This window comes from Mesorhizobium silamurunense (assembly GCF_014843905.1).
Classification (GTDB): Bacteria; Pseudomonadota; Alphaproteobacteria; order Rhizobiales; family Rhizobiaceae; genus Mesorhizobium; species Mesorhizobium silamurunense.
The window spans coordinates 1-24,731 of record NZ_LPVS01000045.1 but is presented as its reverse complement, the minus strand read 5'-3'; the positions used below and the strand labels follow the sequence as shown (position 1 = coordinate 24,731).

Annotated in this window: 20 protein-coding genes and 3 pseudogenes; 15 read left to right on the top strand and 8 right to left on the bottom strand. The window is 65.0% G+C overall.

Annotation, left to right across the window (positions count from 1 at the left end):
• The first annotated feature begins 154 nt into the window (after positions 1–154).
• The 3 genes from AU465_RS12815 (at position 155) to AU465_RS12805 (ending at position 2,198) form a co-directional block, all read left to right on the top strand.
• Positions 155–577, top strand: coding sequence for an OsmC family protein (locus AU465_RS12815; protein ID WP_192247542.1), 423 nt, complete (start codon positions 155–157; stop codon positions 575–577).
• 8 nt (positions 578–585) lie between these two features.
• Positions 586–1,113: a carboxymuconolactone decarboxylase family protein gene (locus tag AU465_RS12810; protein ID WP_192247540.1), complete on the top strand. Its 528-nt coding sequence runs from the start codon at positions 586–588 to the stop codon at positions 1,111–1,113.
• Positions 1,114–1,454: 341 nt separating this feature from the next.
• Positions 1,455–2,198: a 2OG-Fe(II) oxygenase gene (locus AU465_RS12805; RefSeq protein ID WP_192247537.1), complete on the top strand. Its 744-nt coding sequence runs from the start codon at positions 1,455–1,457 to the stop codon at positions 2,196–2,198.
• A gap of 32 nt (positions 2,199–2,230) precedes the next feature.
• Here the strand turns inward: AU465_RS12805 and AU465_RS12800 are convergent, their stop codons facing one another.
• Positions 2,231–2,557, bottom strand: coding sequence for a GYD domain-containing protein (locus AU465_RS12800; protein WP_192247534.1), 327 nt, complete (start codon positions 2,555–2,557; stop codon positions 2,231–2,233).
• A 219-nt stretch (positions 2,558–2,776) separates the two neighbouring features.
• On the opposite strand from AU465_RS12800, the gene AU465_RS12795 reads away from it, so the two are divergent.
• The 3 genes from AU465_RS12795 (at position 2,777) to AU465_RS12785 (ending at position 6,806) form a co-directional block, all read left to right on the top strand.
• A complete protein-coding gene (locus AU465_RS12795; protein WP_192247531.1) occupies positions 2,777–4,399 on the top strand; it encodes an ABC-F family ATP-binding cassette domain-containing protein in 1,623 nt (540 codons plus the stop codon).
• Between the two features lie 319 nt (positions 4,400–4,718).
• Complete coding sequence (locus AU465_RS12790; RefSeq protein WP_192247528.1) at positions 4,719–6,116, top strand: selenium-binding protein SBP56-related protein; 1,398 nt, start codon at positions 4,719–4,721, stop codon at positions 6,114–6,116.
• 24 nt (positions 6,117–6,140) lie between these two features.
• The gene (locus AU465_RS12785) at positions 6,141–6,806 is read left to right on the top strand and encodes a hypothetical protein (protein ID WP_192247525.1); all 666 of its coding nucleotides are present in this window, start codon (positions 6,141–6,143) and stop codon (positions 6,804–6,806) included.
• Positions 6,807–7,166: 360 nt separating this feature from the next.
• On the opposite strand, the gene htpG is transcribed toward AU465_RS12785, so the two are convergent.
• Positions 7,167–9,053 (bottom strand): molecular chaperone HtpG, encoded by a 1,887-nt coding sequence (gene htpG / locus AU465_RS12780; protein ID WP_192247522.1) that lies wholly within the window; start codon positions 9,051–9,053, stop codon positions 7,167–7,169.
• A gap of 378 nt (positions 9,054–9,431) precedes the next feature.
• On the opposite strand from htpG, the gene AU465_RS12775 reads away from it, so the two are divergent.
• The gene (locus tag AU465_RS12775; RefSeq protein WP_192247519.1) at positions 9,432–10,847 is read left to right on the top strand and encodes a coiled-coil domain-containing protein; all 1,416 of its coding nucleotides are present in this window, start codon (positions 9,432–9,434) and stop codon (positions 10,845–10,847) included.
• Between the two features lie 19 nt (positions 10,848–10,866).
• Here the strand turns inward: AU465_RS12775 and AU465_RS12770 are convergent, their stop codons facing one another.
• The 3 genes from AU465_RS12770 to AU465_RS12760 all read right to left on the bottom strand — a co-directional run bounded on the left by AU465_RS12770 (position 10,867) and on the right by AU465_RS12760 (position 14,593).
• Positions 10,867–11,760, bottom strand: a complete 894-nt coding sequence (locus AU465_RS12770) for a hypothetical protein (RefSeq protein WP_192247516.1) — start codon at positions 11,758–11,760, stop codon at positions 10,867–10,869.
• A 94-nt stretch (positions 11,761–11,854) separates the two neighbouring features.
• The gene (locus AU465_RS12765) at positions 11,855–13,516 is read right to left on the bottom strand and encodes an acyl-CoA synthetase (protein ID WP_192247512.1); all 1,662 of its coding nucleotides are present in this window, start codon (positions 13,514–13,516) and stop codon (positions 11,855–11,857) included.
• Between the two features lie 213 nt (positions 13,517–13,729).
• A complete protein-coding gene (locus AU465_RS12760) occupies positions 13,730–14,593 on the bottom strand; it encodes a helix-turn-helix transcriptional regulator (protein ID WP_192247509.1) in 864 nt (287 codons plus the stop codon).
• Positions 14,594–14,730: 137 nt separating this feature from the next.
• On the opposite strand from AU465_RS12760, the gene AU465_RS12755 reads away from it, so the two are divergent.
• Entirely contained in the window at positions 14,731–15,120 is a 390-nt protein-coding gene (locus tag AU465_RS12755) for a VOC family protein (RefSeq protein ID WP_192247506.1), read from the top strand.
• Between the two features lie 3 nt (positions 15,121–15,123).
• Here the strand turns inward: AU465_RS12755 and AU465_RS12750 are convergent, their stop codons facing one another.
• The gene (locus tag AU465_RS12750) at positions 15,124–15,822 is read right to left on the bottom strand and encodes a helix-turn-helix transcriptional regulator (protein WP_192247503.1); all 699 of its coding nucleotides are present in this window, start codon (positions 15,820–15,822) and stop codon (positions 15,124–15,126) included.
• A gap of 95 nt (positions 15,823–15,917) precedes the next feature.
• Between AU465_RS12750 and AU465_RS12745 the strand changes: the two genes are divergently transcribed.
• Together AU465_RS12745 and AU465_RS12740 are read left to right on the top strand one after the other, a co-directional pair.
• A complete protein-coding gene (locus tag AU465_RS12745) occupies positions 15,918–16,322 on the top strand; it encodes a VOC family protein (RefSeq protein ID WP_192247500.1) in 405 nt (134 codons plus the stop codon).
• A gap of 116 nt (positions 16,323–16,438) precedes the next feature.
• Positions 16,439–17,994, top strand: a pseudogene (locus AU465_RS12740) (serine hydrolase).
• A gap of 13 nt (positions 17,995–18,007) precedes the next feature.
• On the opposite strand, the gene AU465_RS12735 reads toward AU465_RS12740, so the two are convergent.
• On the bottom strand, positions 18,008–18,943 hold the full coding sequence (locus tag AU465_RS12735) for a hypothetical protein (protein ID WP_192247497.1): 936 nt from the start codon (positions 18,941–18,943) through the stop codon (positions 18,008–18,010).
• Positions 18,944–19,121: 178 nt separating this feature from the next.
• Here AU465_RS12735 and AU465_RS12730 point away from each other — a divergent pair, with 178 nt between their 5' ends.
• The 3 genes from AU465_RS12730 to AU465_RS12720 all read left to right on the top strand — a co-directional run bounded on the left by AU465_RS12730 (position 19,122) and on the right by AU465_RS12720 (position 22,036).
• Complete coding sequence (locus tag AU465_RS12730; RefSeq protein WP_192247495.1) at positions 19,122–20,228, top strand: KamA family radical SAM protein; 1,107 nt, start codon at positions 19,122–19,124, stop codon at positions 20,226–20,228.
• 104 nt (positions 20,229–20,332) lie between these two features.
• The gene (locus AU465_RS12725; RefSeq protein WP_192247492.1) at positions 20,333–21,157 is read left to right on the top strand and encodes a BA14K family protein; all 825 of its coding nucleotides are present in this window, start codon (positions 20,333–20,335) and stop codon (positions 21,155–21,157) included.
• Between the two features lie 594 nt (positions 21,158–21,751).
• The gene (locus tag AU465_RS12720; RefSeq protein WP_376774851.1) at positions 21,752–22,036 is read left to right on the top strand and encodes a globin domain-containing protein; all 285 of its coding nucleotides are present in this window, start codon (positions 21,752–21,754) and stop codon (positions 22,034–22,036) included.
• 331 nt (positions 22,037–22,367) lie between these two features.
• Here the strand turns inward: AU465_RS12720 and AU465_RS12710 are convergent.
• Positions 22,368–23,601: pseudogene (locus AU465_RS12710) on the bottom strand (FAD-binding oxidoreductase).
• Between the two features lie 328 nt (positions 23,602–23,929).
• Between AU465_RS12710 and AU465_RS12705 the strand changes: the two are divergent.
• On the top strand, positions 23,930–24,232 hold the full coding sequence (locus AU465_RS12705; protein WP_192247486.1) for a DUF2934 domain-containing protein: 303 nt from the start codon (positions 23,930–23,932) through the stop codon (positions 24,230–24,232).
• Positions 24,233–24,477: 245 nt separating this feature from the next.
• A pseudogene (locus AU465_RS36510) lies at positions 24,478–24,611 on the top strand (PRC-barrel domain containing protein); the annotation flags it as partial.
• Positions 24,612–24,731: the final 120 nt, after the last annotated feature.

Here is a 24,731-nt window from a genome sequence, read left to right as displayed (position 1 = left end):
GTGATTTCGCCGCCGCTACCGTTGACACAACTCGCCTCATATGAGGGGGGCCTGCGGTGGGCAATGACGGGCTGTGCCGGACCTCTGCGATTGCCGAGATGAATCGCAGTCCGCTATGAGAGAGTTCCGCCAACCATCGGGCCAAGGACATGCCATGAGCGAGCTAAAGATCAGAACCCGCACGACCCGCGCGCTTGCGGTCCTGCCGCAAGGCGGCCTGCCTGTCGTCACGACGCCGACCGGCGGCGCCGTCGATGTGGTGACGTCGGTGAGCGCGGCGGGCTTCAACCCGCTCGATCTGCTTTACGCCTCGCTTGCAGCCTGCATGGTGCTCAGCGCCCGCATCGCCGCAACGCGCCTCGGCATCGCCGACCGGCTTGGCGAGGTGAGGGCGGATGTCAGCGGCGGGAAGGCGAAGGACGAGCCCTCGCGCGTCGAGACGTTCAATATCCGGCTGGAAATCGCTGGCGATCTCGACGCGGCCACCAAGCAGCGCATCGTCGAGGATGCCGAGACGATCTGCACCGTCTCCAACACGCTGCGCGGCGCGCCCGAATTGCGCGCAACGCTGGGGTGAGGGCACCCATGGCGCATCTTGCCCCGATCGACTACGCGACCGCTTCCGCCGAAATCCGCGCCGAGCACGACCGGGAGCTCGAGCTGCGTGGTCGCATGACCAACATGAAGCGCATCCTGCTTCGTTCGCCGGCCGCGCACCGCATCTATGCCGAATGGTTCACGCTGCGCGATCTTCTCAGACCCACGCTCGACGACCGCGCCATATGGCTGTTCTCGATGGCGATCGCCGAGACGATGCGCGCCGAGATCCCCGTCACCTTCTTCCGTCGCGCGCTGATCGATTCCGGCCTCGATCCAGAGGCGATCCAGCCCACTGCGGAGGAAACCCTTCTGATCGAATTCGGCAAGGCGGTTGCTGCTGACGCCAGCACCGTTCCCGACGCGACCTGGGCCGCGCTCAAGGCGCGCTATGACGAGACGCTGCTCGTCAACCTCACCGCCTTCGCCGGCATCATGGTGGCGACCTGCGTTTTCACCAATGCGGTGAAGGTGGACCTCGATCCGGAGCTGGAGGGGTATCGTCGGGTGCGGTGAAGGTGGACCTCGATCCGGAGCTGGAGGGGTATCGTCGGAAGGTAGGCGACTAGCGACGGAGAGCCGATCTCCCCCCTTGCGGGGGAGATGCCCGGCAGGGCAGAGGGGGTGCTGTCCCGCCGGCCTCTCCTCAAAAATAGCGATCGCTTCCGGAAGTTGCTCCGCTTGGACACGATAAGCTGCGGAGAGTTGCGTTCCTTCACACCCCCCTCTGGCCTGCCGGCCATCTCCCACGCACGGGGGAGATTGCAGCTTCATCGTCGCCATCTTGTCATGAAACGGGTGGTCCGCTCCCGCTGCTCGCCCCATCTTCGGGACAAGTAAGCGATGGAGCCAAACCGATGACCATCCACTCCCTGAACACCAAGCGCGCCGGCCGTTCCGCCGAATCCCGTGTCGAAGCGCAAAACTGGCGCGCGCTGGTCTCCGAGCTCAACGCCCAGGGCTGCGCCGTCATGCTGGGTTTGCTTTCGTCCGAGGAGTGCGCCGACATCGCCGCGCTCTACCCGCATGATGAGCATTTCCGCAGCCATGTGGTGATGGCACGCCACAGTTTCGGCAAGGGCGAGTACCGCTATTTCAAGTATCCGCTCCCGGACCTGATCGAGGGCCTGCGCACCGCGCTCTATCCGCGGCTGGCCACCGTCGCCAACGACTGGAACGAGAAGATGGGCGCCTCGCTGCGCTACCCGGCCGACCACGCCGCTTTCCTGAAGCGCTGCTGCGACGAAGGCCAGACCAAGCCGACGCCGCTGCTTCTCCAATACGGTCCCGGCGACTTCAATTGCCTGCACCAGGACCTCTACGGCGCGCTCGCCTTTCCGCTGCAGGTGGCGATCCTGCTGTCGGAGCCGGGAGAGGATTTTACCGGCGGTGAGTTCGTGCTGACCGAACAGCGCCCGCGCATGCAGAGCCGCGCCGAGGTGGTGCCGCTGAGGCGCGGAGACGCGGTGATCTTCGCCGTGCACAACCGTCCGGTGGAGGGCACGCGAGGTTATTATCGCGTCAACCTGCGCCACGGCGTCAGCCGCCTGCGCTCGGGCAGGCGACATACGCTCGGTATCATCTTCCGCGACGCGAGGTGACACCCTCCGAGGAGAGGCGGCTTCTTTCGCCTCTACGTTCCCGGCCGGCGATAGCGGATCGATTTCGCCTTGCCGAGCGCGTCCATCGTCTCCTCGACGCTGAGGAGGACTGTGGTCTCGCAGGTGCTGAGCGCCCCTCCGGCACCGATGGCGAGCACGACGGACGCCATCGAAACATTGTCCGGCGCCTCCCACAGGTTCCAGCCGTCGTGTTCGCCGAACGCGTACCAGAACCCATGCAGCTTTCCACCCACCGATTCTATGTATGAGCTGGCTGCCTTGCGGCGATCCTCGGGGTTTTCGATCATGCGCGCCCATGTCTCGGGCGTGTAACTGAAGCGCGTAAGGTACATGGCCATGGTTGACCTCCCTGCCAGAGCCCATCGACTGGTTGGCTCGAGCAGTAAGCGCTCGATTGGTCGGCGACGCGAATCAATTTCACCGCGGCTCGGGTGCTCCTTTCGGAGGAATAGCTTGAGCGCCGGATGCGGCGCTTCGGCCTCTTCCCTCCGCAGCCTCATTCGCGTATGGCCCCGGGCAAAATCCCTCCACCTCAGCGCAGCTCCCCGGACCGCCCCATGATCCGTCTCGAAAATATCGGCAAGCAGAACGGCCGTCAGATCGTCTTCATCGAAGCCTCGGCTGCGCTGCAGAAGGGCGAGAAGATCGGGCTTGTCGGCCCGAACGGCGCCGGCAAGACGACGCTGTTTCGTATGATCATCGGTCAGGATCAGCCCGACGAAGGTCAGGTCTCGGTCGATCGTGGCGTCACCATCGGCTATTTCAGCCAGGATGTCGGCGACATGGGGGGATTAAGTGCCGTCGCCGAAGTCATGGAGGGTGCGGGCCCGGTCAGCGCGGTGGCCGCCGAGATGCGCGAGCTCGAGCACGCGATGGGCGACCCCGACCGCGCCGACGAGATGGATGCAATCATCGAGCGCTACGGCGAATTGCAGCACCGCTTCGAGGAGCTCGACGGCTATGCGCTCGATGGCCGGGCGCGGGAGGTGCTGGACGGCCTCGGCTTCTCCCAGGAGATGATGGACGGCGACGTTTCAAAACTCTCCGGCGGTTGGAAGATGCGCGTCGCGCTCGCCCGCATCCTGTTGATGCGGCCCGACGTCATGCTGCTCGACGAGCCGAGCAACCATCTCGATCTCGAAAGCCTGATCTGGCTGGAGAAATTCCTGAAAGATTACGACGGCGCGCTGCTGATGACCTCGCACGACCGCGAGTTCATGAACCGCATCATCTCCAAGGTCATCGAGATCGACGCCGGCGCGCTCGCTTCCTATTCCGGCAATTACGAATTCTACCAGGAGCAGCGGGCGCTGGCCGACAAGCAGCTGCAGGCGCAGTTCGAGCGCCAGCAGGCGATGCTGGCCAAGGAGATCGCCTTCATCGAGCGCTTCAAGGCGCGCGCTTCGCATGCGGCGCAGGTGCAGAGCCGGGTGAAGAAGCTCGACAAGATCGACCGCGTCGAGCCGCCGAAGCGCCGCCAGACGGTCGCCTTCGAGTTCCAGCCTGCGCCGCGCTGCGGCGAGGACGTGGCGACGCTGAAGAACATCCACAAATCCTACGGCAACCGCTCGATCTATTCAGGCCTCGACTTCCAGATCCGCCGCCGTGAGCGCTGGTGCGTGATGGGCGTCAACGGCGCCGGCAAGTCGACGCTGCTGAAGCTGGTCGCCGGCGCCTCCGAGCCGGACGAGGGGACTGTCGCGCGCGGCCCGAGCGTCAAGATGGGCTATTTTGCCCAGCACGCCATGGAATTGCTCGACGGCGAGCGCACCGTCTTCCAGACGCTGGAGGACTCGTTTCCGCAGGCCGGCCAGGCGCCGCTCAGGGCTTTAGCTGGCTGCTTCGGCTTTTCCGGCGATGAGATCGAGAAGAAGTGCCGCGTGCTGTCGGGCGGCGAGAAGGCGCGGCTGGTGATGGCGCTGATGCTGTTCGATCCGCCGAACCTTCTGGTGCTCGACGAGCCGACCAACCACCTCGACATGGCGACCAAGCAGATGCTGATCGAAGCGCTCGCGCAATATGAAGGCACGATGCTCTTCGTCTCGCACGACCGCCATTTCCTGGCGGCGCTGTCGAACCGCGTGCTGGAGCTCACACCCGACGGCGTCCACACCTATGGCGGCGGCTATACGGAATATGTGGCGAGGACCGGCCAGGAAGCGCCGGGGCTCAGGGGGTAGGGGAGAGCGGGTGTCGGCCCAAGGCGGGTACCAGCCCTTGGCCGCTTTGCGCGAGATCCAGACATTCGAGCGAAGTTTGACCGTGCGTTGCCCCGCCAACCTTGACATTGCCGCGGCTCACCCATGCAGTCTGGTGGCGCTCGTCACGAACAAGTCGAGATTGCCGTTCTCCGAAATCCGTGAGATTCTTCCAGAAGCCGCACGAAAATAGCGTGCGAAAAACAAAGCGTCCCGACCTTTTCGGCGGGCATCGAAGCACATCACAGGTCGTGCCCCTGATTGTCGGTCGGGTTGCTTAACCCGCCCAGGGAGGACGACAATGACCTTACGGCCGGACCCGACTTTCCACGCGACCGCCAAGCTCGCAATGCAGGCGCCAGTCGAAAACTTTGCCTACACTTTGATGTTGAGTGCGGACTTCTCTCAGCCTGATGGACTCGCAATAGTTGACGTAAACCCGGAGTCGAAGGACTGCGGCAAGATCGTCCACAGCGTGACAATGCCGAACAAGGGCGACGAGTTTCACCACTTTGGCTGGAACGCTTGCTCTTCGGCCCTGTCGCCGCTGAACGGCCATCCGTTTCTCGAGCGCCGCTTTCTAATAATCCCCGGCATGAGATCTTCGCGCATCTACGTTGTGGACACCAAGGGCGGCCCGAGCAAGGCCAAGATCCACAAAATCATCGAGCCGGAAGAAGTATTTGCCAAGACCGGCTATTCCAGGCCTCACACGATTCACTGCGGCCCGGAAGGCATTTATGTCTCGACCCTTGGCGGCGGTGGCCCTGACGGCACCGACGGACCTCCCGGCATCTTTGTCATGGATTGCCAGACGTTCGACGTCATCGGGCGCTACGAGATCGATCGCGGGCCACAGAACAAGCAGTATGATTTCTGGTGGAACCTGCCGCGCGACTACATGGTGTCGAGCGAGTGGGCGCTTCCGCCCCAGTTCGAGAAGGGCATCGTCCCGGAAGATCTCCTGTCGAACAAATATGGACACCGGGTGCATTTCTGGAATCTGCGCGAACGCAGGAACGTGCAGACCATAGATCTGGGAGCCAATCACCAGATGGCACTGGAAGTCCGCCCCGCCCATGACCCGGTAAAGGAATACGGTTTCATTGGGGTGGTCGTCGACACGACAAACCTCGAGGGATCGATCTGGACATGGTGGCGCGAGGACGGCAAATTCCATTGCGAAAAGACGGCCACTATCCCGCCCGAGCCAGCCGCGAAGGATGACCTGCCCCCGCTTCTGCAGGGCTTCGAGGCGGTGCCGCCGCTAGTAACTGACATAGACCTGTCGCTCGATGACCGCTTCCTCTACGCATCCTGCTGGGGCACCGGCGAGATGCGCCAGTATGACGTGGCCGATCCGATGCACCCCAAGCTTGCGGGGTCCGTCCATATTGGCGGCATCGCGCGCAAGGCCAAGCATCCCGGCGGCGACTACAGGGGCGGACCGCAGATGGTCGAGATCAGCCGCGACGGCAAACGCGTTTACTGGACCAACTCGCTCTATTCGACCTGGGACGACCAGTTCTATCCCGATGGTATCCCGGCAGCCATGGTCAAGGCCGATGTCGGCGAGAACGGCGGGATCACCTTAGACAAAGACTTTTATGTCGAGTTCCCCGAGGGGTATCGCTCGCATCAGATTCGTCTGGAAGGCGGCGATTGCTCGACGGATTCATTCTGCTATCCGTCGGTGTAACCGGCTGCGCGGGTCGATGAAGCGATGGTCGAGTTGACGACGGCCGGCCTCTGGCTGGCGGTCATCGCCAGCGGCATTTACCACGGCATCAATCCCGGCATGGGCTGGCCGTTGGCCGTCTCGGCCGGACTGTTTAGCAGACGTGCCGGCGGATTGTTCCGGGCGCTCGGGCTTTTGGCCATGGGACACTTTGCGGCCATGGTTGGTATCCTGCTGCCCTTCGGCGCGATGCTGACGCTGTTTGTCTGGGAACGACAGGTCCGCATCGCGGCGGGGTTGATCGCGATTGCCGCCGGCATCTATCTCCTGATCAACCGGCGCCACCCGCGTGTTCTTGCCCGGATCCCGCCGGGACAACTGGCCTTGTGGTCCTTCGCTGCCGCCACTGCGCATGGCGCCGGGCTGATGCTGGTGCCGATTTATCTGGGCCTGTGCCAGGCAGGCGACCTCGACGCTGGACACCAGGCGGCTGCCACGCTCATGACCGGTAATCTGATCACCGCCACCGCCGTCTCCGTCGTCCATACGGCCGCCATGATTTCAAGCGGCGGCGTTATCGCCATTGCCGTCTATCGATGGCTCGGACCGAAGGTCATCTCACAAAGCTGGTTCAATCTCGACATTGTGTGGGCCATAAGCCTGATCCTGGTGGGAGGAGTTGGGATCGCAAGCATCGGATTCGCTCGATGAGTTGTACGCATTTGGCGAAGTCATTCTCCCTTTCTGCGAATGTCAGAGAAGGGGGGAAGCTGCCGTTCGCAAATGTCCAATCCTTGCAAAAGCGACGGAACGCAATGCCCGGCTCTTTGCCGGTGCACGGCTTCGCATCCGTAGTGATGCCAATCGGTATCAAGCCACGATGCTGTTCGTCTCGCACGACCGCCACTTTGCTGGCCGCGCACTCCAACCCACGTGTTGGAGCTGACCCCGACAGCATCCACATCTATGGCGGCGGCTACACCGAATATATCGCCAGCACCGGCCACGAAGCGGCGGGGCTGAGAGGGTAGGGGAAGACGCAGGCTCTATGCGGGTGAGCGCCAGCCCCAATCACCCCTTCGCCAACCCGCGCTCGATCAGCCGCGCAAGCCGCGCCGAGAACGCTCTGGCGTCGGCCGGCTTGTCGCCGTCGAGCACGCGCGCCTCGTCGTAGAGCAGATGCGCGGCGTCTTCCTTGAAGGCGCGTTCCTCCTTGCCGAGCTTTGCCAGCGCCGCGACGCGCTCGTGCCGAGGGTTGATCTCGAGGATCGGCTTCGCCGCCTTGTCGAGGCGGCCGGCGGCGTTGAGCAGCCGCTCGAACTGGCGATCGGGGCCGTGCTCCGGCGCGACCAGGCAGACCGCGCTTTCGGTCAACCGGTCGGAGGCCTTGACGTCCGAGACCTCGTCTCCCAGCGCCGTCTTCACAAACGCCAGGAAGGTCGCGATTTCAGAGGACATTTCGGCCTCGGGCTTCGAACCAGTGTCGAGCAGCGGGATCTCCGAAAGATCGGCGGCACCCTGCGTCACCGATTTGAACGCCTTGCCCTCGAATTCCGGCGCCATCGTCGTCCAGAAACTGTCGACCGGGTCGGTCAAGAGCAGCACTTCGATGCCGCGCGCCCTGAACCCTTCGAGCTGCGGCGAGGCTTCGAGCCGGGCGCGGTCGTCGCCGGCCATGAAGAAGATCGCCTTCTGCCCTTCCTTCATCGCGGCGACATAATCGGCGAGGCTGCGCAGCGTTTCGCCGGAAGTGGTCGAGCGGAACCGGGCGAGCTTCAGCAGCTGTTCGCGCCGCTCGTAGTCCTCGTAGAGCCCTTCCTTGAGCACGACGCCGAAATTCTCCCAGATCTTGGCGTAGCCTTCGGCGTCGTTCTCGGCTGTTTTGGCGAGGTCGCCGAGCACGCGGTTGGTCACGCCCTTGCGGATTGCGGCGAGCAGCGGGCTTTCCTGGATCATCTCGCGCGAGACGTTGAGCGGCAGGTCGGCGGAATCGACCAGGCCGCGCACGAAGCGCAGGTAGCGCGGCAGGACATCGGCATCGTCGGTGATGAAAACGCGCCGCACATAAAGCTTCATGCGGCCCTTGCGGTCCTGGTCGAAGAGGTCGAAGGGACGCGAGCCCGGCACGAAGGCGAGCACGCTGTATTCCTGCCGGCCCTCGGCGCGAAAATGGATCGTGGCGGCCGGCTCGTCATACTGGCCGGCCACGCTGCGGTAGTAGTCGGTGTATTCCTCCGGCTCGATCTCGCTCTTTTGCCTCACCCACAGCGCCGTGCCGTCGGCGATGTCGCGCGGCTCGGCGCCAGGCTTCTCGACAAGCGCGATCGGCACCGGCACATGGCCCGACTGCGATTTCGCCAGCCCCTCCAGCCGGTAAGGCGTGGTGTAGGAGGTCGCATCCTCCATCAGATGCAGCACGACGCGCGTGCCGCGCTTGGGTGCTGCGGTGAGCGGCACCGGCGCGATCTCGTAGGTGCCCTTGCCGTCCGACGACCAGCGCCAGGCTTCCTCGCTGCCTGCCTGGCGGCTGATGACGTCGACATGATCGGCCACCATGAAGGCGGAATAGAAGCCGACGCCGAACTGGCCGATGAGTGCGGAGTCTTCCGGCGCCTTGCCGGCCTCAACCCGTTCGATGAAGGCGCGCGTGCCGGAGCGGGCGATCGTGCCCAGCGCCTCGGCCATCTCGTCGCGGCTCATGCCGATGCCGTTATCCTCGACGGCAAGCTGCTTGTTGTCGGGGTCAGCTGAAATGGTCATGCGCGGCTTTGCGTCCTCGCCCAGCAATTCGGGGCGGGTGATCGCCTCGAAACGCAGTTTTTCGCAGGCGTCGGCGCCATTGGAGATCAACTCGCGCAGGAAGACGTCCCGGTCCGAATAGACCGAATGCACCATCATGTGCAGCAGCCGCGAGACATCCGCCTCGAATGTCCTGGTTTCCGTCTTGATATCCGTCATCTAAACTTTCCCACGTCTTCTTTTGCCCGTCGCGCCGAAACGCGTCCAGGATCTCATCCTTCGACCATTTAATTGTGCCGGCGGCGACCGGCCGGGACCGCCCTCGGTACGACAATATCGTGACGAGACGCGAACGCAACAAGAGGTTGGGTTGCGAGGTCGATGGCGGGTGAGCGTTCGGGCGCTTGCGAGGTCGAAAAAGGCACTTGCCGCGCCTGGCGGAGATGCCGCTGGCGGAACCTCGCGCAAGCGTCTGGAAATCCATGATAACCTTAATTTCTTCCTTCTTTTGGTCAGGCTTCCCGTGCGGGACGTAAAGGGATAAATTAGTAATTCGTTAAGTAATACGGCGGGAGTGAGCGTAAGAGGTGTGCCGTCATGAATTTCAAATCCCTGATCAAGCGTGCCGAAGACGTAGACAAGGAATTTCAAGAGCTCCAGTCGGATCTGGCGGAGGCTTTCGAGGAATGTCTTTCGGCTGACGAACAGACGTCCGTGGACGACGATGCGGCCGCCGATGTGGCGGCAAGCGACGAGGATCCGCCGGGGGAGGCCCAGCCCGAGGCTTCCGCCTCGCGGCTGACGCCGCACACCCAGACACGGTTGGCCGCCTTGGAAGCCGTTGCCGGGCTTTTCCGCGACGGACAGGGCCATCTGGAGGAGATCGGGGCGAGGCTGGCAGAGATCGGCACCGCGCATCAGATGACACGCGATATCCTGAACGTCCTGCATCGCGATGCGCTCCGCGCCAATGAGCTGGAGCTGGAGAACGCCGCTCTGGGCGCCGAACACAAGGCCTTGTCGGAGCAACTGCTCGACGCCGCCAGGAAGCAGCGCGAACGCGACGGCGCGGCCGAGGCCTGGCAACAGCGCGAGGCAAGCCTTGTCCAGGACCGGGAGTCGCTTCGCGAGGCGCTTGCGGCGGTGCGGCTTGAGCTGGTCGAGATGGGCAATGAGAGCGCCAGGCGCGAGGCGGAGTTCGGCGAGATCGTCAAGACGCTGACGGCCAAGACCGTTGAAGCCGACAAACGTGCTGCCGAGAATAAGCTGCTGCGTGAAAAGCAGGTCGGCCTTTCGGTCGACCTTGAGCAGGCGCAAAAGCGCGAGGCGGAAGCCCGGCACAAGTTCGAGGAGTTCGCGGCCACCCACGCCAACGAAACCGCGCGAATTGCCGAGCTGATGGCCCAGATCGGCAATCACGAAAAGGAAGAGGCGCGGCTGCAGAAGTCGCTCGAGATCACGCAGGCCAAGCTTGCAGAGATAACCGAGGCGGCCAGCATCGCCGAAAGCGATGGTGCGTCGGAGCTGGCGCGGATTCAGGCGGAGCTGCGCGGCTTGCGCTCCGAGATCCAGGAGCTGCAATCGCGGCTGGAGCAGGCCTCCAACGACAAGACCGAAGCCGCGGCCGAGAAGATGAGGCTCAAGGCACGGTTGAACGATGCCGAGACAGAACGGCAGATCGCTGAGGAAATGCTTGCCGTTCTCAGGAACGAGAGCGAAATCGACAAGAAGAACCTGTCGGTGGTCAGCACCAACCTATCGCAGCTTTCGCTGCAGCAGGCGTCCGAGCAGATCCAGCTCGATATCCAGAAGCAGGAATGCGAGGATCTGCGAGCCGAGATCGCGACGCTCAATGCCCGCATCAAGGAGCTGCTGCCTTACGAGCGGCTGCACCGGGTGACGGATGCGAGGGCGCGCAAGGACATTGTGCCGGTGAGCAACGGGATCATCGCCGAGGCCGCGCGCCCGACCCCACGGCGCAACAGCCGACGCATGCGCGCCAACGCAAGCTGAGATCGGGGAAGCGCCTGCGTTACTGGCCGGCCATATGGTCGGCCAGTTGCTGCACCTCTGCAAGCAGCGCCGGGAAAGCCGCATCGTTGGGCAATCGCTCACCCATGCAGGCGCGATAGTCGCCGTCGCCTTTTTCCCAGGCGGCATTGGCGGAATCATAGGCCTGCTGGTCCTTGAGGTCCGACCCCTGATAGGTCTCCTGGAATTTCTGGGCAGTTGCATCCGCCGCGGTCCAAAGCGCCTCGCAGGCGGCGATCTTTGGCACGGGCGGTGACGCGGGCGCCTCGGCGATCAGGATGCGGTCGCCCTTGACCACCGCGACGACGACCTGCTGGTCGTAGATCGGCCCGACGTCCTGCGTCCAGCCGCCAAGCCGGGCGACAGCGATATCGGCGCCGTCAGGCTTCTTCAGCGAAAAGTCGAGCGTCTTCACGAAAGCGGCGTCGGCGCCGATGGCCTGGGTGTAGAAGGCATCGAGCTTCAGCGCCTCGTCGATGCCCGTTGGCAGCCTGAGGCTTTCATCGTCCTCGTCAGCCTTGGACTGCAGCCAGCGCCCGACGAGCCCGCGCGTCGTCGCCACGATGCTCGGGCCTTCGTCGCTCTTGGCGTAGCGCAGCCCGTCGAGCATGCCGAAGCCGATATCGGTAGCGCTGAGGCTTTCGAGGTTGATCGTGCCGGTTGCCGGAAAATCCTTAACGGAAAGCGGACCGAGAACGGCGGAAAGACGCTTTTCGAGATCGGCCAGCGCCTTGGTGTTCGCGGCATCGAGCGTTTCCACCTCAGCGTTCGAGCTCTCCAGCGCCGCGATGTCGGAAATCGCCTTGTCGCGCGTGGCGATGTAGTCGTCCTCCGGCGAGGCCGCGAAACCCACGCCGCCCGCGAGCGCGAACAGAAGCGTCCAGACCAGCCGCATTTGCACAACCCCAATTCAACGATCAAAGCCCTTGCGAGCCTTCACCCGACTTGGCGGCTTTTGCGTGGCGGAAACCAAGCGAGAACCCGAATCTTTATCCGACCTTTCGCTTCTCCACCTCGGCCTTCCTCAGCAGGAACCGCTGGATCTTGCCGCTCGGCGTCTTGGGCAGCTCGGTGACAAACTCGACCTCGCGCGGATAGGAATGCGCCGAGAGCCGTTTCTTCACATGCTGCGCGAGCTCCTCCGCAAGCGCCTCGCTGCCCAGGAACGCCGGCGCCAGCACCACGAAGGCCTTGACGATCTCGGTGCGCTGAGGGTCGGGCACGCCGACCACCGCCGCCTCGTTGACCGCCGGATGCTCGATCAGCGCACTTTCGACGTCGAAGGGGCCGATGCGGTAGCCGGCCGAGGTGATGACGTCGTCGGCGCGGCCGATGAAGGAGACCGAGCCGTCCGGCTCATATTCCACCGTGTCGCCGGTGCGGTAATAGCCGCCGGCGATCGCCGGCGTCTCCGCCTGGTGGTAGCCGTCGAACCAGCGCAGCGGCGAGTTCGCGATATCGACCGCAAGCACGCCCGGCTGGTTGGGGCCGAGCTCGTTGCCCGCCTCGTCCAGCACCACCATGCGGTAGCCGGGCATGGCGAAGCCGGCCGAGCCCGCGCGCACGGTGTGCGCCAGGCCGTGATGGTTGTTGATCATCATGCCGTTCTCGGTCTGGCCGTAATGGTCGTGGATGGGCGCGGCGAGATGGGCGTCGAACCAGCGGATCACTTCCGGGTTGAGCGGCTCGCCGGCGCTGCTCACCACGCGCAGTTTTCCTTTGACGCGGGCCGCCGCTTCGGGCCCTTCCGCCATCAGCAGGCGATAGGCTGTGGGCGAGCCGGCGAGGCTGGTGACACCGAGCCGCTCGATGATGTCGTAGGTGCTCTTGGCGTTGAAGGCGCCTTCGTAGAAGGTGGTGGCGATGCCGAGCTGCAAGGGCCCGGTGATGGCATAGTAGAGCCCGTAGGCCCAGCCAGGGTCGGCGATGTTCCAGAAGACGTCGTCGGCGCGCAGTCCGATCGCATCGCGCATATAGGTGCCGAAGGCGAGCAAGGCGTTGAGCGGCACCGGCACGCCCTTGGGGTGGCCGGTCGTGCCGGAGGTCGACATCATCATGAAGAGGTCGGAGCCCTTGCGCATCACGGGCTCGCAGTCGGGGGAGGCGGCGGCGGTTGCTGCGCGAAAATCGATGTCGCCTTCGGGCAGGGTGTCGCCGGGGGCGAGGATAGTCGCGATGCGCGGGTGATTTTCCACCTCGTCGAGCTTGCCGCGGTTTGCCGGATTGGTCACCACCAGCTTCGCCTTGCTGTAGCTCAGCCTATGCTCGATCGCCTTCGGGCCGAAGGCGGTGAACAGCGGCTGGTAGACCGCGCCGACGCGCCAGGCGCCGAGGATGAGCGCGACCAGTTCCGGGATGCGCGGCAGCATGCCGGCCACGACATCGCCGGGGCGGACGCCGAGGTCCTTCAGCAGATTGCCGAGGCGGCCCGACCTGTCGGCCAGGTCGTCGAAAGTATATTCGCTGAGTTCGCCGCCGGCCGAGATCGCGCGCAGCGCCAGCCGGTTCTCGCCGGTATAGCGGCCGCAGCATTCGAAATAGGCGTTGATGCCGCTCGCCGGATCGCCGTGGAGCCTGGCGATCTCGTCCTCGATGCGGAAGCGCCGCACTGCATCCTCATAGCGCGGCACCGCCGCTGGCGTCCTGGTCATGGCAATCCTCCCTGGGTGGCCTGCCATCTCCCCATGGCGGGCTGCTTAGGCAAGGAGATTGCCCGAAAACGGCGCGCGGGTCGATTGCGGCGAAAGTCGGGGAAGAGCGTCGTTCTCCCCGTTAACGGGGAGAAATGCCCGGCAGGGCAATGAGGGGCAGCGCAGGCGCTGATGATTGGCGGCCAGCCTATTTTCGAGACTCGGCGCCGCCCCTCACCTGCCTGCCGGCATCCTCTCCCCATGAACGGTGAGAGGGGGCGCTCGCGGGCTTTCGCCACGCCTCCGATAAAGACTGATCGTCATCTCCTTGCCGACACCCGCCGGCGTCAGCACGAAATAATCATAGGTTACAATCTCGCCCGAAGCACTCCTAAGCCCCTTCGACCAGATCGGTGCTTCCTCGACCCGCATCTCGTCCCATTGCCGCTCGAATTCCGGGCTGAGCGCCATGAGCGGGTCGATCACGGCCCGGATGTCGGCCGCCGCCGCGAAGCCAACCGTCGCGGCGCGGAATTGCGCGATGGCAGATCGCGCCACGACCTCCCAGTCGGCGAACAGGGTGCGCCAGGCCGGATCGAGGAAGAACCGCTTGAGCAGGTTGCGCTGCGCCGGATCCTCCGGATCGAAGCCGCCGAACAGCGCTGCCGCCTCGTCATTCCATGCCGCGAAATCCCAGGCGCGGTTGAGCGCATAGGCCGGATTGGGCGAGAACGCCGCAAGCAGCTCCGCTATCCGCGGGTCGGGCGAGGGGCCTTCAGACCGGGAAGCCTCGGGCAGCCATTCCGGCTTCGCGAGCTTGAAGAGGTGCTCGCGCTCGACCGGCAAGAGCTTCAGCACATCGGCGAGCGCATTGAGCACATGCGCGGAGGGGTTGGCCTCGCGCCCCTGTTCCAGCCATGTGTACCAGGTGGCGCTAATGCCGGCGAGCAGCGCTACCTCCTCGCGCAGCAAACCGGAGGCGCGCCGTCGCGTGCCGATGCTGATGCCGTGTCGCGAAGGTTCCACCCGCTCGCGCATGGCGCGCAGGAAACGGCCGAGCTCCTTGCGCCTGTCCGCCTCAGCCGTCCGTTCCAGCATGTCCGTACCTCGAAAGGAGTAGCGGCGCTACCAGCAGCGCCACTCATCTTGTACCACCTGACTACCAGCATAAATGGAACGGCGCATCGGACAACATCGTCGCGTCACGGCGCGGCGACCTGACAAGGGACACAGGAATGAATGCGCTGAAAAAGATCAGGAACATCGACTACACCGTCATCTTCGCGCGCGACATGAAGCAGATGCGGCGCTTCTATGAGGACGTGATGGGCTTTCCCGTCCATTCGAGCCTGGGCGAGGGCTGGACCGCCTATCAGGTCGGCTCTTGCCTGCTGGCCCTGACCCAGCGCGGCATGATGTTCGACGATGCGCCGACGCCGGCGGCCGCGCTCTCGCTGCAGCTCGCCTTTCGCGTCGCGCCGGCCGAGGTCGACCAATGCGCGGATGAGTTGCGCGCGCAGGGTGTCGCCATCGAGATGGACCCGACCGACCAGCCCTGGGGCCACTGCACGCTGTTCTTCCGCGACCCTGACGGCAATGTGCTGGAGATCTATGCTGAGATCTAGCGATTAAGGCAGGGGCAACCCTTGCGCCTCCATGTGCCGCTTCCAGCGGCTGCGCAACTCTCCCGGCCGACAGCCGATACGTTCGTCGAGGAAGGTGGCGGCGATGATGCGGTCAGTGCGGAAATGGCGGAAGTCCTGGCGCAACTCGCACCAGGCTGCAAGCAGCCGGACTGTCTCGGCGTACCCAATCATCGTCGGCCAGATCACGCGCTCGCTCTCCTCGCGCAGCTCGTTGCGGTAGCGGATGCGGATCTTGTAGCCCTTGCGGATCGATGCGCGTGCCCGCGCGATGTCGAGCCCGTCCGGCAGGCTCGCCCGGCTGAGAGGCGCCCCGACGCTGGGCTGGCTGACGAAGGGGCGCAGCCTCTCCGGCACGACGGTGGCAATCTTGGCAATCAGGTCGCGCGCCGCACCCGCCAGCACCGCATCGCCCTTGTCGGCTACCCACTGCGCGCCGAGCACCGCCGCTTCCAGCTCGTCCGGTGTCAGCATCAGCGGCGGCATGTCGTAGTTGCGGTCGAGCACATAGCCGAGGCCGGCCTCGCCGCGGATGGGCACGCGCTGGCCGATAAGGTCGGCGATGTCGCGATAGACAGAACGGCGCGAGGTCTCGAGCTCCTCGGCGATCCGGCTGGCGGTGATCGGGCGGGTCGAGCGCCGGAGGATCTGGATGATCTGGAACAGTCTGTCGGCGCGGCGCAAGGCATGTCTCCTGTTGCCACTGTGGTGGCAGCAGGGCTGGTCCACAAGTCGGGCATGGCGCCTCAAAAGGTGCGAACAACCGACGGAGAAGACTCATGAATTTCGTCTCGACCCGCATCATCACCGCCGACGTCAGGCGGCTGGTCGGCTTTTACGAGGAGGTCACCGGCTCGAAGCTCACGCTTTACACCGAGGATTTCGCCGAACTGATTACAGAGGCCGGCACGCTTGCCATCGGCAGCACGCGGACGCTGCAGCTCTTCGGCGGCGATCATGTCGCGCAGCCCGCTGCCAACCGGACCACGATCATCGAATTCCGCGTCGCCGATGTCGATGCGGAGTACCGGAGGCTCGCCGATCGCATCGCGGGCTCACTGGTGCAGTTGCCGACCACCATGCCCTGGGGCAATCGCTCACTGCTGTTCCGCGACCCCGACGGCAACCTCGTCAATTTCTTCACGCCGGTGACCGCCGAGGCGATCCGGAAGTTCGAGAGGTGACAAGGATTCTCGGAACTGCATCGCCGGGTCGATTGCGATGATAGTCGGGACAAGACTTGGCCCCGCCGGCGCCGGCCTGTAGCATGGCCAGGTGAATGCAGGGAGGGGACGCGAGCATGCGGCTTGATCGGAATCTCTGTCATTTGAGGATTTGGGCCTTCATCGCCGTCCTGGCGCTTTGGCCCCATGCGGCGCCGGCCGACCCCATCACGCCCGAGCGGATGACTGCCGCCCTGTCGAAGCTCCAAGCGCTGGCGCAAGGCATTGTCGCGGACGGTGCGGTGCCCGGTCTCGCCATCGCGGTCGTGCATGGCGACGAGGTTATCTTCCTCAAGGGGTTCGGGCATCGCGAGGCCGGCAAGCCGGAGGCCGTCGACGCCGACACCGTGTTCCAGATCGCGTCTCTCTCCAAGCCGGTCTCGGCAACCGTCGTGGCGGCGCTGGTCAGCGACGGGATCGTGTCCTGGGATTCCCGGATCGCCGACCTCGATCCGGCCTTCCGGCTCGCCGATCCATATCCGACCAGCGAACTTACCGTCCGCGACCTGTTCGCGCGTCGTAGCGGCATTCCGGGCACCGCCGGAGACGGTCTCGAGGACATCGGCTACGCCGCGCCGAGATCCTGCACCGCCTGCGCTTCGTGCCGCCATCGTCGAGCTTTCGCGCAGGCTACTCCTACAGCAATTTCGGACTGACCGAGGGTGCCGTCGCCGCCGCCAGACCGACGGGCAAATCCTGGGAGGAGGTCGCCGATGAAAAGCTTTATCGCCCGCTCGGCATGGCCACGACCAGCTCGCGTCACGCGGACTTCGTCAAGCACGCCAATCGTGCCGAACTCCACGTCAGGGTCGACGGCGCCTAGGCCCCGAAGATCAAGCGCGATCCCGATGCGCAGGCGCCCGCCGGCGGCGTCAGCTCCACCGCACGCGATCTGTCGCAATGGGTGCGGCTCGTCCTGGGCAATGGCGTCTATGCCAGCAAGACGCTGATTGCGCCCGATGCGCTCGACCAGACGCATGTGCCGCTGATGACGCGGGGCAAGAACCCCGTCTCCGGCGGCGAATCCTTCTACGGCCTCGGCTGGAATGTCGAATTCGGCCGGCACGGCCTGAGCTGGGGCCATGCGGGCGCCTTCAGCGTCGGCGCGCGCACCCTGGTGACGATCTTCCCTGAGCAGAAGCTCGGTATCGTCATCCTCACAAACGCTTTTCCGACCGGCGTGCCGGAGGGACTTTCCGACAGTTTTGCGGACCTTGTCTTCGACGGCGCGGTCAAGAAGGACTGGATCGCGGCATGGGACGGGATTTATGTCAGCTTGTTCGGTCCGGCGGTCGAGGCGGCCAAGGCCGCCTACGCCAAGCCACCGTCACCGGTACGACCGGCCGCGCCGATCAGCGCCTATGCCGGCCGCTACGCCAACGACTTCATCGCCGATGCGGCTGTGTCGGGTGGGGGAGACGGCCTTATCCTCAAGGTACGCCCGGCCGGCGCCCGGTCCTATTCCCTGACGCATTACGACGGCGATCTGTTCCTGACCTACCCCGATGCCGAGACGCCGGACAGACCAACGGGCGTGAGCTTTGTCGTCGGCCCCGACGGCAAGGCGTCGACCATGACCATTGATTTTCTGGACGAGAATCATCTCGGCACGCTGCTGCGCACCGGGGACTAAGTCGGCCCGATGGTCAGGATGCCTTGCCGTGCTGAAGCAATTTGAAGCAGTCGCCGCTGCCTGACCTCGATTGCGCGAGCACCGGTTTTGACCGGTCGATCCATTCCTGGTGCGACCTGGCATCCGCTTCGATCGCATCGGCCGGCGCAACGCTGACGAAGCCGCGCCCGTGGCTGAACAGCCAGCACGCGCGGCCAAGATGCCGCCTGGCGCGCTGGCGCAGCAGGTCGGCATCGTAGAAGATGTCGAGCACCTCCTGCTTGATCTTGCGCTCCCTGTCGGGATTGGCGACCGCAACCTCCACTGGATCGCCGCCGATCGCGTCCCGCAGGTCCTTGTAGTCGAGCGCGAGCTGGGTGGTGGCGTATTTGATCTCGCTCTCGTCGCGCACGATGTCGAACCACAGCCTGGGATCGAGCTCGTTGACGACGAAGGAGGATTCGAAATCGCGCGACAGGTTCAGCACCTCGAAGTCTCCGAGATCGATGTCGCGCTCGACCAGAAGGATTTTGGCCGCCTGCTTGCCAAGCTCTGCCCCGTGAATGCTGACGGCGGTGTTCTTCCCGCCGAGCTCGGGGCTGAGATAAGGTCCGCCCTCATCCAGCAGTTCATCGAATTCCCCAAGCGACTGAATGACCGGGGTGCCGCGGGCAATACGCGCGGCGAGCTTGGCGAGCACTTGCTGCAGCTCGGTCTCGCGTTTGCGCTGGTCTTGATAGTTCTGCTGGAAGAAGAAGATGAACAGCGAGACGCCGATGCCGATCAGGATCACGCCCAACTGCGAAAAGATGTTGCGGTAATATTCCAGCAGCTTTTCGCGATGACGCACGTCGTGGCGCACGCTGTGGGCCACGCGAAGGTTGACGATCAGCGACAGGATCAGCAGCCCTGCGCCGACCAGGACGAGCCCGCCGATGAGAAGGTAGCCATGGCCTGTGCTGAAATCCATTCGTGTCGCCCCGAAGCCCCGGATAGCGCAGACTAATAGCATTTCGCTAAAACAACTATCCGAATGGCGGAGGGCAGGGGAGCGAGGCGCAGCGTCTGCCTGTCTGCGGCAACCGCGGCGGTTGACCCCGCCACTTGTTCGGTCGATAGCTCCGCCGAAATTGCTTCCGAGAACTCCAATGACCTCAGACGCCAACCTCAAACAACCGGCCATCGCGACCGGTACCGCCTGGCAAGCCGACGTCCGCGCCGGCGTGCGCCATGTGCGCGACCTCGACCGGCTGCCGCTCTCGCCCGCCGAGCGCGCCGCCGCTCAAGCTGCCGCCGCCAGTCACAAGGTGCGCGTGCCGAAACCCTATCTCGACCTGATCGACTGGGATGATCCGAACGATCCGATCCGCGCCCAGGTGATCCCGTCGCCTGACGAGCTGATCGCCGCCGAAGGCGAGCTAGGCGACCCGATCGGTGACCATGCCTACAGCCCGGTGCCCAGGCTGACGCACCGCCATGCCGACCGCGTGCTTTTGTTCCCCACCTATCAATGCGCGGTCTATTGCCGTTTCTGCTTCCGCAAAGAGTCGCTGACTTCGATCGGCCGCGGCTATACGCGGGACGCCCTGGAGCCGGCGTTGGCCTACATCGCCGGGCACCCCGAGATCCGCGAGGTGATCCTGACCGGCGGCGATCCGCTGTCGCTGCCCGACAAGGCGCTGGCCGAAATCCGCGCCCGCATCGAGGCCATCCCGCATATGCGGCTCTTGCGCATCCACACCCGCGTGCCGGTGGCGCTGCCGTCGCGCATTACGGCGGGCCTTGTCGCCGCCCTGCAGGGAAGGCTGATGGTGACGGTGGTGACCCACTTCAATCATCCGCGCGAGATCACGCCGGACGCCGAAACGGCCTGCCGGACGATGCGGCAGGCGGGTTTTGTCCTGCTCAACCAGAGCGTTCTCTTGAAGGGCGTCAACGATCATGTCGAGGTGCTGGAAGAGCTCTGCCGCGAGCTGATGTATCGCCTCGGCGTAAAACCCTATTACCTGCACCATGGCGACCTGGCGCGCGGCATGGCGCACCGCCGCACCACGATTGCCGAAGGCCAGGCGCTGGTCGCCGAACTCCGCCAGCGCCTCTCCGGCATCTGCAACCCGACCTATGTCATCGATTTGCCCGACGGCGGCGGCAAGGTGCCGCTCGCGGCAAGCCATATCGAGGGCCGCGACGGTGAGACTTGGCGGATTCGTGGGCAGGACGGGAAGGTGAGGGACTATCGCGAGGTGGTCGGCTAGCGCCTTTCCTCTCCCCCCATTTCATGGGGGCGAGGAACTTTCACGGGGACGGGAACTTCCGTCCCGTGCCTGGCATTCTATGAGCGGGGCTTAAGGAGCGCAGCGTGAAGGCTTTGTTGGGAATTGTCGGCGGCTTCGTGCTGACCCTGGCCGTGTTCGTCAGCGGACTTGCCTTCGCCACCTGGCTGCTGGCCGCCAAACCGGTGCGCCAGGCGACGCCGGCGATCGGCGTCTCCGAATTGTGGACCAAGGACGCCCAGCCGGTCGATCCGGCGAAGCAGGATCTCGAGCGCATCCCGGCACAGCAGGCGGCCGGCGCGCCCGCCAAGGCCGGCGCCAAGGCAGATGCCAGCATGCAGACCACTGCTCTCGCAACGCCGCAACCCGCCGCGCCGCGGCAATTGCAGCCCTTGCCCGGTGTCGCCCAGCCCAATGCTTCACAGATGAGTCAGCCCGATGCCAATGCGGCCGCCCAGCCCTCCGAGCAAGCACCGGACCGGCAGGCCCGATTGCCCGCCGCCCATCTCGAGTGGTGCGCCAACCGCTATCGCAGCTATCGTCCGGAAGAAAACAGCTACCGCTCCTACAGCGGCGAACTGCGTCCCTGCGTCTCGCCTTATTTCGATCCGGGCGGCGACACTACCGCTTCGACCGACGCAGGTCAGAATGACCAGGCCGATCAAGGCGAGGTGACCGACGACCAGGCCGAGATGGAAGGCTACGCCCCCGCGCGGGACGGCTACGCCACCACCTATGGCGGCCCGCCAGAAGAGATTTCACCCGACGAGCAAGCCCCCAGGGATCAGCTTTTGGGTCGGCAGTTTTCGGGCGACCATATCGACTCCTGCTTCAGCCGCTACCGCTCCTATGATCCGCAGGACAACACCTACCAGCCTTTCGATGGCGGCCCGCGCCGGCAGTGCGAATAGCGCCGACGCCACTTCAGCGCGCCCCTGGACGTCTGCGATCAACGAAACCGTCGGCGAGAGCCTTCCTCTCCCCGTCTCTATACGGGGAGGATGCCGGTCCACCCTCCGCAGTTGCTGCGGAGGACGGGCAGGCAGGTGAGGGGCAGCGCCGTCGTTCGAGAGCTTGCGCTTGTTGTGCGCAGCCGCCGAGGTTCGCCCCCCACGGCTGCAGTGGACGCGGCGAAGCGGTTGTTGGCGGAGAGCGATTCCTCGCCGCCGATGCCGTGAGGACGGGAATCCAAGCTCAAGCAGCGTCGCGCTCCGTCACGCCCCCCTCTGTCCTGCCGGACATCTCCCCCGCAAGGGGGGAGATTAGCAGTTCGGCCGCGGCGCTTCTTCTGCAACGCCGGTGATTGGCGAGAGCCGATGCGACATCCGATCTCCCCCCTGTCCCGCCAGCCTCCCAGTGGTTGCTCTCGCGCTGGACGTGAGAAACCCTCCCGCAACCCGATACCGCGCAGAGACACGCCTGAAACACACCGGCGCCACAACCGGCATTCCTGCGAAACGCGGGAGCCGGATGCTCGCAGGCTAGCAACGCGGAGGAGCGCGCCGATGACACCCGACCAGATCAAGCTTGTGCAGAATAGTTTTCGCGAGGTGGTTCCGATCAAGACGGCCGCCGCGGCCTTGTTCTATGAGAAGCTGTTTGCCATCGACGGCAGCCTCAAGGCGCTGTTTCGCACGACCGACATGAGCAATCAGGGCGCCAAGCTGATGGCGGCGCTGGGCTTCGTCGTGCACGGGCTTTCCCGCGCCGAGACGGTCCTGCCCACTGTCCAGGATCTCGCCAGGCGCCATGTCGGTTACGGCGTTATCCGATCGTCGGCCAGGCGCTGATCGAGACACTTGACGCGGGCCTCGGCCCGGCCTTCACGCAGGAGGTTCGCGAGGCCTGGGAAGCCGCTTACGGCCTGCTCGCCAGCGTCATGATCGCCGCCGCCCGCGAAGTGCAGTTGGCGGCCTGAGTAAGCTTCGGTTCCCCGCCCGCTGGAGCGAGGGGTCGAGCCAAGCCGAGGCGGAGAGGGGGCTTTCGTACGGCAGTTCCTCCTCTCCGTCTTGGCTTTCGCTGAAGGGTTCTCCCCCATTTCATTGATTCGAGGAATGCAAGCCAGCGCCGCGTTCCGTCACACCCCCCTCTGTCTTGGCGGCTTCTCCGAGCGCAACGCCCTCACTCCCCCGAAACAATCTTCCCCGGATTCATCACATTCGCCGGATCGATCATCGCCTTGATCATCCGCGCCAACTCCCGCTTCACCGGGACGGCGTGGCGCTCGTAGGCCTCGCGCTCGTCGAGCCCCACCCCGTGCTCGGCCGAGAACGAGCCGCCGGCCTCGTTGAGCCCGGCATAGAGCACATCCTCGATCGCCTCGTGCCGCTCATGCGAGAGCGGCCCGTCGGTGTTGATCGAGATGTGCAGATTGCCGTCGGCGAGATGGCCGAACACATAGGGCGCGTAGGAAGCGTCGATCCGCTTCAGCCCCGCTTCGATGCGCGCCACATAGGCGTCCAGCGCGCCGCCCGGCACCGATACATCGAAAGAGGGCGGCAGATGGTGCATGCCGCTCGATCTGCTCCGTCTCCTCGCGTAGCCGCCACATCGCGGCCGCCTGCGCTTCAGAAGTTGCGACCAGCCCGTCGACGATTGCTGCCTCTTCCCAGATCGCCGCCAGCCCGTCCTCGAGCGTCGCCCGCGCCGCCTCCACGCTGTCGGCGCCCAAGCCCAGCACCAGCAGGCAGGGCGCCTCGAGCGGCAGGCTGCCGGGCGCATAGCCCAACGCCCGCTGCATGGCGGCGGCGAAGCGCTGCCAAAGAATCTCGGCGGCGGTGAGCCGCGTGCCGGTCTGACCGAGGAAATGCCGCACGATGCGCTGCGCGCTCGCCGCATCCGGCACGCCGACTATTGCGGTGGCGCTTGCGCCCGCGACCGGATCGAGCCGCAGCGCCACGCGGGTGACGATGCCGAGCGTGCCCTCCGCGCCGATGAACAGATGCTTCAGGTCATAGCCGGCGCTGGTCTTCAGCACCCGGGTGAGGTCGGAAAAGATGCGCCCGTCCGGCAGCACGGCTTCCAGGCCGAGCACGCGGTGGCGCATCGTGCCGTTGCGAAAGGCCATGATGCCGCCGGCATTGGTGGAAACCATGCCGCCGATGGTGGCGCTGCCGCGCGCGGCAAGGTCGATGCCCGGGTCGAGCCCATGCACCGCCGCCGCTTCTTGCAGGAGCCCAAGCGTCGCACCCGCCTGGACGATCGCCACGCGCGCGAACGGGTCGATCTCCTCGATTTTGTTGAGAGCGCCGAGGTCGCAGATCACCTGGCCCGCAACCGTCGCCGCCCCGCCCGCCAACCCGGTGCGCCCGCCCTGCGCGACCAGCCCGATGCCACGCTCCGCGCAGAACCGCACCAGCACCGCGACGCCCGCGGTGTCGGCCGGGCGCACAAGGGCGGAGGCGCCGAAATTGCGGGTGTCGAAGCCGGGATCGCGAGAGGCGAGCTCGGCGGCGTTCCAGATGGTGGCGTTGGGACAGGCGGCGCGGAGGGCGGGGAGGAGGGTAGGGGACACGGGGCGGCTCCGGGCAGGGGCGATGCTTCATCCATCCTATAGAGGCACGAGCGCGTTGGAGTCACGCCGGGTCTCGAAGAGGCATTCACGCTCATGCGATCGCGAGAATTACTGGGATCGTTCGGCCGTTCCCTGCGTTTCAACAAAGGCTGAAATGGAGGAACGGACAATGGGCGACGATCGGTTGGCAAAGATCAGGCAGCGTGCCTATGAGATCTGGGAGCGCGAGGGCCGGCTGTTCGGCAATCACGACCGGCACTGGCAGCAGGCCGAGGCGGAGATCGACCGCGAGGCAGCGCTGCCGCAGACTGCGGGCGAGATCGCCAGCGCCGACATCCTGACGGTCGAGGAACTGGCGGTGCGCACCGGCATATCGGGCGACGAGGCGCAGGAACTGATCGACCGGCTGGGCAGCGACCGCGCCGCGATCGAGCAGGCCGCGCGCAGCCTCAAGGCGAAGCGGCGGGGCTAGCGCGGGCTCCATTGAGCCGAACGGCCAGGCCGTGCCAGCGGCCTTCGGTGCCGTGCCGGAACGAGTGGACGCCGATCCGCGTTGATCAAAATGTCTGTCCACAAAACGTCTGACCACAAGGAAGACTATCGGACAAACCGGGCGGACTATCTCATTGCCAAGATGGCGCTCCTCAAGACCGAACCCAAGCCGAACAAGAAACCGGCTCCCGATGATCAGCACCCGGCTCGGGAGAGCCCCTTCGCCTCGGCATCGGCGCCAAGCCTGTCGCCGTTGCCACCAGCCAGCTCGATTTTATGCGGGACGAGGACGGCGACTCCACACCGTCGCCAACTGGACGAAGGACCGGCTGAAGGCCATGCCCGAGCATCGCGACTGAAAGAGAGGGCCCGGCGTGGGCCGGCCATTTTTCCTCGGACGCCGAAAGCATGCCCTCGGGCCTGACCCATAGTGGTTCTCGCCTGACATAAGAGTCCGGCTTGGGATTCCCTTTCGCGGG

Bases quoted from the DNA above. Each gene is read 5' to 3' on its own strand.
- AU465_RS12815 (WP_192247542.1), top strand. From the start codon at position 155: ATGAGCGAGCTAAAGATCAGAACCCGCACGACCCGCGCGCTTGCGGTC.
- AU465_RS12810 (WP_192247540.1), top strand. From the start codon at position 586: ATGGCGCATCTTGCCCCGATCGACTACGCGACCGCTTCCGCCGAAATC.
- AU465_RS12805 (WP_192247537.1), top strand. From the start codon at position 1,455: ATGACCATCCACTCCCTGAACACCAAGCGCGCCGGCCGTTCCGCCGAA.
- AU465_RS12800 (WP_192247534.1), bottom strand. From the start codon at position 2,557: ATGGCCATGTACCTTACGCGCTTCAGTTACACGCCCGAGACATGGGCG.
- AU465_RS12795 (WP_192247531.1), top strand. From the start codon at position 2,777: ATGATCCGTCTCGAAAATATCGGCAAGCAGAACGGCCGTCAGATCGTC.
- AU465_RS12790 (WP_192247528.1), top strand. From the start codon at position 4,719: ATGACCTTACGGCCGGACCCGACTTTCCACGCGACCGCCAAGCTCGCA.
- AU465_RS12785 (WP_192247525.1), top strand. From the start codon at position 6,141: ATGGTCGAGTTGACGACGGCCGGCCTCTGGCTGGCGGTCATCGCCAGC.
- htpG (WP_192247522.1), bottom strand. From the start codon at position 9,053: ATGACGGATATCAAGACGGAAACCAGGACATTCGAGGCGGATGTCTCG.
- AU465_RS12775 (WP_192247519.1), top strand. From the start codon at position 9,432: ATGAATTTCAAATCCCTGATCAAGCGTGCCGAAGACGTAGACAAGGAA.
- AU465_RS12770 (WP_192247516.1), bottom strand. From the start codon at position 11,760: ATGCGGCTGGTCTGGACGCTTCTGTTCGCGCTCGCGGGCGGCGTGGGT.
- AU465_RS12765 (WP_192247512.1), bottom strand. From the start codon at position 13,516: ATGACCAGGACGCCAGCGGCGGTGCCGCGCTATGAGGATGCAGTGCGG.
- AU465_RS12760 (WP_192247509.1), bottom strand. From the start codon at position 14,593: ATGCTGGAACGGACGGCTGAGGCGGACAGGCGCAAGGAGCTCGGCCGT.
- AU465_RS12755 (WP_192247506.1), top strand. From the start codon at position 14,731: ATGAATGCGCTGAAAAAGATCAGGAACATCGACTACACCGTCATCTTC.
- AU465_RS12745 (WP_192247500.1), top strand. From the start codon at position 15,918: ATGAATTTCGTCTCGACCCGCATCATCACCGCCGACGTCAGGCGGCTG.
- AU465_RS12735 (WP_192247497.1), bottom strand. From the start codon at position 18,943: ATGGATTTCAGCACAGGCCATGGCTACCTTCTCATCGGCGGGCTCGTC.
- AU465_RS12730 (WP_192247495.1), top strand. From the start codon at position 19,122: ATGACCTCAGACGCCAACCTCAAACAACCGGCCATCGCGACCGGTACC.
- AU465_RS12720 (WP_376774851.1), top strand. From the start codon at position 21,752: ATGACACCCGACCAGATCAAGCTTGTGCAGAATAGTTTTCGCGAGGTG.
- AU465_RS12705 (WP_192247486.1), top strand. From the start codon at position 23,930: ATGGGCGACGATCGGTTGGCAAAGATCAGGCAGCGTGCCTATGAGATC.